Annotated in this window: 7 protein-coding genes; 1 reads left to right on the top strand and 6 read right to left on the bottom strand. The window is 47.7% G+C overall.

Annotated features, from left to right (window positions below; all coding sequences use genetic code 11):
* Positions 1–264 precede the first annotated feature (264 nt).
* Positions 265–2,688 carry an ATP-dependent DNA helicase RecG gene (gene recG, locus K8S19_02225; protein ID MCD4812501.1) on the bottom strand — a complete coding sequence of 808 codons (2,424 nt, stop codon included), beginning with the start codon at positions 2,686–2,688 and terminating at the stop codon, positions 265–267.
* 69 nt (positions 2,689–2,757) lie between these two features.
* On the opposite strand from recG, the gene rpmB reads away from it, so the two are divergent.
* Positions 2,758–2,952: a 50S ribosomal protein L28 gene (rpmB, locus tag K8S19_02220; GenBank protein MCD4812500.1), complete on the top strand. Its 195-nt coding sequence runs from the start codon at positions 2,758–2,760 to the stop codon at positions 2,950–2,952.
* 135 nt (positions 2,953–3,087) lie between these two features.
* On the opposite strand, the gene K8S19_02215 is transcribed toward rpmB, so the two are convergent.
* The 5 genes from K8S19_02215 to murJ form a co-directional block, all read right to left on the bottom strand.
* Positions 3,088–3,474, bottom strand: a complete 387-nt coding sequence (locus K8S19_02215; GenBank protein MCD4812499.1) for a RidA family protein — start codon at positions 3,472–3,474, stop codon at positions 3,088–3,090.
* Between the two features lie 22 nt (positions 3,475–3,496).
* Positions 3,497–5,632 (bottom strand): bifunctional (p)ppGpp synthetase/guanosine-3',5'-bis(diphosphate) 3'-pyrophosphohydrolase, encoded by a 2,136-nt coding sequence (locus tag K8S19_02210; protein MCD4812498.1) that lies wholly within the window; start codon positions 5,630–5,632, stop codon positions 3,497–3,499.
* Positions 5,632–6,234 carry a lysophospholipid acyltransferase family protein gene (locus K8S19_02205; protein MCD4812497.1) on the bottom strand — a complete coding sequence of 201 codons (603 nt, stop codon included), beginning with the start codon at positions 6,232–6,234 and terminating at the stop codon, positions 5,632–5,634. The genes K8S19_02210 and K8S19_02205 overlap by 1 nt, the downstream gene beginning before the upstream one ends.
* A 259-nt stretch (positions 6,235–6,493) precedes the next feature.
* Entirely contained in the window at positions 6,494–7,012 is a 519-nt protein-coding gene (locus tag K8S19_02200) for a methylated-DNA--[protein]-cysteine S-methyltransferase (protein MCD4812496.1), read from the bottom strand.
* A gap of 64 nt (positions 7,013–7,076) precedes the next feature.
* Positions 7,077–8,675, bottom strand: coding sequence for a murein biosynthesis integral membrane protein MurJ (gene murJ / locus K8S19_02195; GenBank protein MCD4812495.1), 1,599 nt, complete (start codon positions 8,673–8,675; stop codon positions 7,077–7,079).
* Positions 8,676–9,075 lie beyond the last annotated feature (400 nt).

Raw genomic sequence — 9,075 nt, 5'->3', positions numbered from 1 at the left:
GTAAGCCACCATGAATTCTAAAAATATTTTCTATATTATATGACTGGAACTAATTTACAATTAATATAGCATATTCACAGAATGATATCAAATTCATTATCCAATAATACTCTTTAATTTTAAAGATAAAATCGAGTTCGTTTCAATTTGAAGCTATGGATGGCATAATTTTTTATTTATACGTGGATTTTTGAAAAAAGCTTATAAATAAACAGAAAAATATATCACAAAATAATTAGAATAACGACTATTAAAGAAAGCTGACTACCCAACCCTTGCGCGTGATTCCCTATCTTGATAAAGCGCAAAATAAGCTTCACGTAAAGCCTGATTTTCATCCAGTTCAAGCTCACGGTCTTTGGCAATAATACGATCAGCATGTTCCTTGGCGATCTCAATTTGAGCGGCATCACGAATCAAATTCGCCAGTTTTAAATCAGGCAGCCCGTGCTGCCGCAAACCAAAAAATTCTCCCGGACCGCGCAATGCCAGATCCTCCTCAGCCAGTTGAAATCCATCCTTCACCGCACACATAATACGCAATCTGGCCCTGCCCTCCTCAGTTGAAGGGTCCGCAATTAAATAACAATAGGATGCGTGACGCCCCCTGCCGATTCGCCCGCGGAGCTGATGCAAAGTTGCGAGTCCAAAACGGTCGGCATTTTCAATAATCATCACCGTAGCATTGGGAATATCCACCCCGACCTCCACCACAGTGGTAGACGCGAGTATTTGAATCTTGCCGGATTTGAACGCCGCCATAATTATTTCTTTTTCCGGCGTTGTCATCCTGCCGTGTAACAGGCCGAGAGACTTGTCTGTAAAAACATGCTTTTCCAGCCGGGCATATTCCCTGGTTAATGCTTTGAGATCCAGTTTTTCCGACTCATCAATCAGTGGAAAAATAATATATCCCTGACGTCCGGCCTGCGCCGCTTGATTCATTTTTTCGTAGGCCATACGGCTTTGACCATGCGCCAATGCCTGAGTCGAAATAGGCATCCGGCCTGGCGGTGATTCATCCAATACGGTAACATCCAGATCACCATAGGCAGTCAGTGCCAGGGTGCGCGGAATCGGCGTGGCGGTCATAACCAGTGTGTGCGGCTGCTCACCTTTGGCGCGCAACAGCGCCCGCTGCTCAACCCCAAAGCGATGCTGCTCATCCACAACCACCAATCCCAATGTTTTAAAAGCAACTATTTCCTGGGTCAATGCATGGGTGCCGATCAAAACGGCCACTGTGCCGTCCGCCAGTCCTGCATGGATTCGTTTTTTTTCCACCGCCTTGACACCGGAGGTTAAAAGTTCCAGGGTTATGCCGAGCGGTTCAAAATACTTTTTCAACACAAGATAGTGCTGCGTTGCCAAAATTTCAGTCGGCGCCATCAAAGCAGCTTGCACACCGCTATCCACTGCCGCCAACATGGCGGCAGCCCCTACCACGGTTTTCCCTGATCCCACATCACCTTGCAGCAGCCGGTGCATGGGATGCGGCTTCCCGAGATCCTCAAAAATTTTCTTAAGTGCCTTGTCCTGTGCCTCTGTCAGTGAAAACGGCAGCGCTTCCAAAAAGGCGGTCACCTTCGCTCCTTGGGTCTGCAATGCTTTGGCCAAAACACGTCCATAAGTAACCCGCATACGCGCGACGGCAATTTGCTGTAAAAACAGTTCTTCAAAAACCAAGCGGCGACGCGCCTGATCCAATGCCGGAAAATCCGGTGGAAAATGAATATCCTGATAGGCTACCTTCGCTGCAGGAAAAGCCTGATCTTTTACAACTGCATCCGGCAGAACATCAGGAAAGTGTGTTGGCAAATGCTGAACCAGTGAATACAACATGCTGCGCATCACGCGCTGCGAAATCCGCTCTGTCAGCGGATACATGGGAGCAATGCGGCCGGTATGTATCTGGTCCTCACTGGAACCTTCTAAAATCTCAAAATCCGGATTCATAATCTGCCAGCTGCGGGAGAAGCTGACCTTGCCATAGGCCAACACCCATTGCCCTTCTTCAAATCGCTCCCGCATATAAGGCTGGTTGAACCATGTCGCGGCAATCTGACCGGTTTGATCATCTAAAATAACCTTGGTGATATTCAGTCCCCGGCGGATGGTAAACGTTTGTTTGGCGCGTACTTTCCCGCAGATGGTGACATGCTCATCCTCTTTCACCTGATGAATTTTACTCAGTTGGGTCCTGTCCTGCCACTCCCGGGGATAATGACAAAGTAAATCCATAACTGAATCAATATTAATTTTTCTAAGATACCCCGCCCGTTTGGGACCTACCCCCTTGAGATACTGTACCGGCATGCCCAACTCAGTCACGCGCTCATCCTCTTTAGGCTGTTCCTCTACCGCCGGCGCTGCCTCAGATGGGCTTTGCGCCGTCGGGGTCCCCAATTTTTCCACACTTGAAAAAATCGCTGAAATTTTAACCTTCCGCTCCTCCGGCGAATCTGTCACATACCCTTGCAAAGGTTTTAAAAGCGCGGCACTCTCCTTTTCCGGAAGAAAAGCCTGTGCAATCAGCTTTTCCTGTACCAGCGGAAGCCATTTCCCGATACCTCCGGCAACTGCCCGGTCAGTACACCCCTGCTTCATCTCCAGGCGGAGCGGTTTAAGCAGCCACAATATTGCTTCCGGATTGGATAATTTTTTATTATTTTTTTCGTTTTTTTTCATTTTTTTCCTTGTCAAGAGTCAATGAACATGATAAATTTACCCCTGATTTTTTATAGAGGTGAAACCAACATGTCAATAAAATGTGAAATTTGCAGTAAAACATCCCAAGTCGGATTTAAAGTTTCCCACTCGATGCGGCATACCAAGCGTCGCTGGGAACCTAACCTTCAAAAAGTCCGTGCCAATATTGACGGCACGATCCGGCGCATCAATGTCTGTACGCGTTGTTTGCGTTCCAACAAGGTGAAAAAGGTGGTCTCTTAATCCGACCGCATGCTGTATGGCCCTGGGATTTCATCCCAGGGCTTTTTTTTATTCACCACATTGTAGTAGGGAGCGGTCGCGACCGTTCCCTACCGTAAAAAGCAAAAACATCGACGCGTATCCACCCGGTGAACATTATTCTACTTTCCCCACCCAGGCGACGGCATCCATTTCCACCCGCGCACCTTTGGGCAGCCCTGCCACCTGGACCGTTGACCGGGCAGGATACGGTTTGGTAAAGTACTCGGCATAGACCTCATTTAAATCAGTAAATTCCTTGAGATCCGCCATATATATTGTCATCTTCACAACCTGGGAAAAATTAGCACCGCCGGCAGCCAAAACCGCTTTGAGATTTTCAAAAACCTGCCGGGTCTGCTCCTTAATATTATCTCCTACCACGGTTCCGGAAATCGGGTCCAGCGATATCTGCCCGGAGAGATAAAGCCATTTTTCAGTTTTAATCGCTTGTGAATAAGGCCCAATGGGTTTGGGCGCACGTCCGCTCATGACTGATTGCATCGGTGTACCTCCTATTTTTCCTTCATCGGCGGGAAACTGAAATCACGCTCTTAACTTTTTGCAAGGCAGTGATAATTTCGCGCAGATGGTCCTTCCCCTTGATTTGAATCGTAAAAATTGCTTCAAAATGATTTTGCTGTGTGATGCGCGTTGTGCTTTCCTTGACATGCACACGGATGTCATCAAAAACACGCAGCAGGTCGGTCTGCAAACGTTCACGTCCGGCAGCTCGTAAAAAAATCTGCATATCATGCACCGCATCTTTCATGTCATCCCAGCTAACCTGCACATAGCGGTCCGGTTCGTTTAAAAATGTTTTTACATTGGAACAATCCTGCCGGTGAATCGAGACACCCCGACCCTGGGTAATATATCCGGTGATTGCATCTCCGGGAATGGGATGACAACATTGTGCGTAGCGAATGACCATCCCGGCCAATCCGCTGACCCGTACGCCGCTCGCTTCAGCTTTGTCGGCTTTGGATGCCGCCGGCTGCGCTGTTGCCGGTGCCTGTGTGCTGGGAAGATCCAGTCCCAATCGTCCGGCAATCGTCCGGCTCCCGATATTCGCATCCCCAATTTGCAGCAGCAACTCTTCCACGCTTTTCAGATTCATCCCTTGCGCGACTTCCAGCAAACGTTCCTTTTTCATCATCTCATTGAGTGTGGTGCCGCAGCGCTCCAGCTCCACGGTCAGCAATGCTTTGCCGTGTTTGACCTTATCATCCTTTTCGATTTGCCGGAAATAATGCCGGATACGGTTCTTCGCTTTGGTCGTCTTGACCACCTTGATCCAGTCGCGGGAAGGCTTCCCGTCCGCACGCGTGATGACCTCTACAATGTCGCCGTTTTTTAATTCATATCTTAAAGGGACCAACCGGCCGTTTACTTTGGCGCCTACCAATGTATCCCCCAGCTTCGAATGAATGAGATAGGCATAATCAATGGGATTGGCATTGCGGCGCAATGATTTGACCTCTCCTTTAGGAGTAAAGACATACACCTCATCCTCAAAAAGATCAATTTTCAACGCTTCCATAAATTCCCTGGAATCACGCAGATCGTTCTGCCAGTCAAGGAATTGTCCAAACCAGGACAGCTTGGCAGTATAGGCCTCGCCGGCACTCACACCCTCTTTGTAAGACCAGTGGGCGGCAATCCCCTCTTCGGCGGTCTTATGCATTTCAATGGTTCTGATCTGAATTTCCAAAGGCTCGCCGGAAGGACCAATCACCGTGGTGTGCAATGACTGATACATATTGGAACGGGGCATGGCAATGAAATCTTTAAATCGTCCGGGCATGGGCTTCCAGTGGGCGTGCACAATGCCCAATGCAGCGTAACAATCTTTGATGGCCGGAACAATAATACGCAAAGCCATCAGATCAAAAATCTGATCCAGGTTTTTATTCTGAAAACGCATTTTATTCCAAAGACTGTATAAATGTTTCATACGCCCGCTTACCGAGGCTTTAATTTTAATATCACTCAGCAGCTTCACAATCTGTTCCTGCGCCGAGGCGATATCCGCCTCCCGCTGCTTTTCAAAAGACTTCACCTGCAAAATCAGCTCGGTATACTCGCTAAAATGAAGATGTTTAAAACCCAAATCCTCCAGTTCATTTTTAATCTTGGCCATACCGAGCCGGTGTGCCAGGGGGGCATAAATTTCAATGGTCTCACGGGCCAGACGCATTCTCTTATCATCCGGCAAATATTCCAGGGTGCGCATGTTATGCAAGCGGTCGGCCAGCTTGATCACCAGGACCCGAATATCCCGAACCATGGCCAACATGATCTTCCGCAGGTTTTCCGCTTTTTGTTCTTCCGAATCGCGAAAAACCCGGGTCCCGATTTTGGTAACCCCGTCAACAAGGTCCGCAACCTCTTTGCCGAATACCTTCTCGATTTCTTCATAAGTGGCGTCTGTGTCTTCGATACAATCGTGCAGCAATCCGGCTGCAATCGCATCGGAATCCGAATGCAATTCAAACAAAATCGCCGCAGTTTCAATACTATGGGTCACATAAGGATCGCCGGACAAACGTTTCTGCCCAAAATGACATTTCTCCGTAAACTGGTAGGCTTTCTCCAATTTAGCGACTTCTTGTTCACCAAATGTCTTTTTAATTTTACTGCGCACATCCTTCCACACCATTAGCCATGCCTGCTTTCATCCGGGTTTTCAACCTGTTGCTGCGCGGCCGTGCGCAAACGGTTCATTTCGTTTTCCACGTGTTGCACTATTTTTTTTGCCGCTTCATCCGTAAGTTTCTTGGGAACACTGATCGGGTCGCCGTAAAAAATCACCGCGCGACTAAACGGTTTGGGAATCTCGAACCGGTCCCAGGCACGCCGCAGCGACCAGACCCGGTTAACAGCACACCCAAAAGGTACGACCCGATGACCGGAAAGTGCTGCTAAAAAAACCACCCCCGGCTGCGCCTGATAAACCGGACCCCGGGGGCCATCGGGGGTGATGGCGGTATGCGCGCCTTTACGTAATTCCTTAACCAATCCGCGCAACGCGTTTATTTTTCCGCTGCTCGACGAGGAGCGCACCGCACCAAACCCGAATTGTTTTAAAACCCCGGTAATATAATCGCCGTCTTTAGAGCGGGATACCAATACGCGGATACCGAAATTGCGGAAAAAAAAAGCCGACAAAATCTGCTGATTGTGCCAAAACGCATAGATGAATTTTTCCTCAGTTCGCGCTTGTGGGGAAACTTTGTTCGGGTCTATCAGTCGAATCCGCATACTCCACCCGATTAGACGGATTACAAAAGCGGCGAGCGGAATTAACCTTAAAATTATTTTATGTTTCAAATCATTATCACACTTTCATTAAATTCATTTCACCGCACACCCAAAAAGCGGGCACCGCAGAGACGCTGAGTACGCAGAAAAAATCTTTTTATAGTTTAATGCTTTCAGTATTTCCTTTTCCTTATATCCTGATTTTTTATAGTTTTTGAATCTTCCTCTGCGTCCTCAGCGTCTCTGCGGTGAAAACGCTTCATGCCAAAATAGTACCTTCCAGCTTGAGCAGACGGCTTTTCATCTCCGTCCCGCCGCCGAAACCGCCCAGTCTGCCGCGAGCGGCAATCACCCGGTGACAGGGCACTAAAATCGGAATGGGATTGGCATTGAGCGCCTGTCCTACCGCCCGTTTGGATTCCGGATCACCGATTTTTTCAGCAATCCACCCATAGGTTTGAGTCGCACCATAGGGGATTGTCCGGGTCACACACCAGACCTGACGTTGAAAAATCGTAGCAGTATTGTAATCCAGCTTGTACGTGAATTCCACCAGCCGTCCCATAAAATAATTTTTTAATTGACCGGTGAGTTTTTTTAAAATCAGGTCCTTGTTATCCGGCACCAATTTCTCATCCTTGACTTTGGCACAGAGTGATTCAAATGCTTTCTCTTTGGTTTCCTTCGGCAGGAGCAAATGACGCAGTCCGTGTTTGCTAATCGCCGCCGCGACAAAACCCCAGTCAGTTTGAATGATATTAAAACGTAATTTTTCCATTTTTAACCCCATTGGGCGAATACATCCGGCATGCGCCGGACAAGTGGATTCGCCCCTACATAAATTATTTCCCGGTATCCCCCAGGCCGATTTTGCTTCTCACCATTCCCCATACACGTTCTTGCTCCGGAACCTGAAAAAACCAGCAAAATGCTGCATAGGCAAAAACCCCGGTAAAAATCAGTGTAAAAACCTTCCAAGCCAATTCCCAACGCGCGATACCGGCACCGCCATCCGGCAGCCATCCCTGTGCACCCGACCAAACCAAAAAACCCATCATGGCACCTGCCAGAAAAACCCGGATAAAAGAGTTTAATATTCTTTTCGCATCCAGCTGTCCGGTATGTTTGCGTAATTTTATGACAAGTATCGCAAAATTCACAAATGCCGCCACGGTGGTCGCCAGCGCCAGCCCGGTATATCCCATGGGTTTCATCAATAATAGATTCAATCCAATATTCACACCCACCGCGATTGCCGCCGCAATCACCGGTGTCTTGGCATCATTGAGTGCATAAAATGTCGGCACGATAACTTTTACGCCGGCAAACGCGACCAAGCCGCAAGTATAAAAGATCGAGACCTTGGCCACCGCTTTAATTGCCAAAGGATCAAAGCGGCCGTACTCAAACAAAAGCCGGTTGATCGGCTCGGCCAATACGATAATCCCTGCGGCAGCCGGAATCGTGATAATGAACAATAGCCGCATACCAAACGAAAGGGTCTCTATGAATTGGTCTTTTTCTCCCCGGGCAATATGCTTGGATGTCAATGGCAACAGGGCTGTGGCAATGGCCACACCGAAAACACCCAGCGGCAATTGCATAATTCGGTTCCCATAATATAAATAGGTTACTGCACCTTCCATTAAAAAAGATGCAATGATGGTATTGATAAATAAATTAATCTGGGTCACTGAAAGACCCGCAATCGCAGGTATCATCAATTTAATAATCCGGCGCAATCCAGGATCTCTCCAACGGATCAATGGCTGCCAACGAAACCCCTGTTTAAACACGGCTGGAATTTGGATCACCATCTGCATCAATCCACCGGCCAGCGCACCCCAAGCCCAGCCCACAACCTGTTCTTCCGGCAAATCTCCGAACAAGGGACAAAGAATAAAACCAAAAAATATCATGGTCAAATTAAGCATGACCGGCGCAAAAGCCGGAACCCCAAAGCGTTCCCTGGAATTGAGGACACCCATGAACACAGCCGCCATACTGATAAATGAAAGAAACGGGAGTAATATACGGGTTAAGTGGACGGTCAATTCCATTTTTTCGGGAATAGCGGCAAATCCCGGTACAATCGCGCGTACCAATAGCGGCGCTCCCAATTCCCCCAAAAGCACCAAACCGAGCATGATCAAAACAATCACATTGATGACAATGGAAACCAGTTGCCATGCCCGCTTGGCCCCTTCTTTCTCTGCTGTGGATGTAAATGTAGGGATAAAAGCGGAAGAAAGCGCACCCTCGGCAAAAAGATCGCGCAGTAAATTGGGGATTCGAAAAGCCGCCAGATAGGCATCATTGGCAAATCCGGCACCCAGGATCGCGCCCCCAAGACCATCACGCACATATCCAAAAATGCGTGAAATCATGGTGAAACCTGAAATTATACCCGCTGTTTTGGCAACTTGTTTATCTTTGGCCATGAAATTTCCTGTTCATACGGAAAATTGAATAACTCTCCGCAACGATCCCATGTATCGCCCCGGAATATTAATCCCAGAAATATACCGCAAAGCCTGCCTTTACGCAAAGAAAATATCCATTTTCACCGCAGAGACGCTGAGTTCGCTGAGAAATTTAATTTTAAGGCATTTAAGGCATTTAAGGCATTTAAGGCTTTAAGGCTTTTAGGCTTTTAGGCTTTTAGGCTTTTAGGCTTTTAGGCTTTTAGGCTTTTAGGCCCTATCATTCCTTTCTCTGCGGTCTCAGCGTCTCTGCGGTGAAATCTTTTCTTTTATGCCAATGATGAATACTGTGAATTGTAATTACAAGTGCGACAAATTGGGATAAAAAAGAGTCCCTCGACTCAAGAAAACTGATAAT

It is taken from the genome of bacterium (genome assembly GCA_021108215.1).
GTDB lineage: Bacteria > Oederibacteriota > JAAXVQ01 > JAAXVQ01 > JAUVAV01 > JAIORK01.
This window is presented reverse-complemented; position numbering and strand designations above follow the sequence as displayed.

Coding starts and splice junctions, on each gene's coding strand:
- recG (MCD4812501.1), bottom strand. CDS start 2,688: ATGAAAAAAAACGAAAAAAATAATAAAAAATTATCCAATCCGGAAGCA.
- rpmB (MCD4812500.1), top strand. CDS start 2,758: ATGTCAATAAAATGTGAAATTTGCAGTAAAACATCCCAAGTCGGATTT.
- K8S19_02215 (MCD4812499.1), bottom strand. CDS start 3,474: ATGCAATCAGTCATGAGCGGACGTGCGCCCAAACCCATTGGGCCTTAT.
- K8S19_02210 (MCD4812498.1), bottom strand. CDS start 5,632: ATGGTGTGGAAGGATGTGCGCAGTAAAATTAAAAAGACATTTGGTGAA.
- K8S19_02205 (MCD4812497.1), bottom strand. CDS start 6,234: ATGCGGATTCGACTGATAGACCCGAACAAAGTTTCCCCACAAGCGCGA.
- K8S19_02200 (MCD4812496.1), bottom strand. CDS start 7,012: ATGGAAAAATTACGTTTTAATATCATTCAAACTGACTGGGGTTTTGTC.
- murJ (MCD4812495.1), bottom strand. CDS start 8,675: ATGGCCAAAGATAAACAAGTTGCCAAAACAGCGGGTATAATTTCAGGT.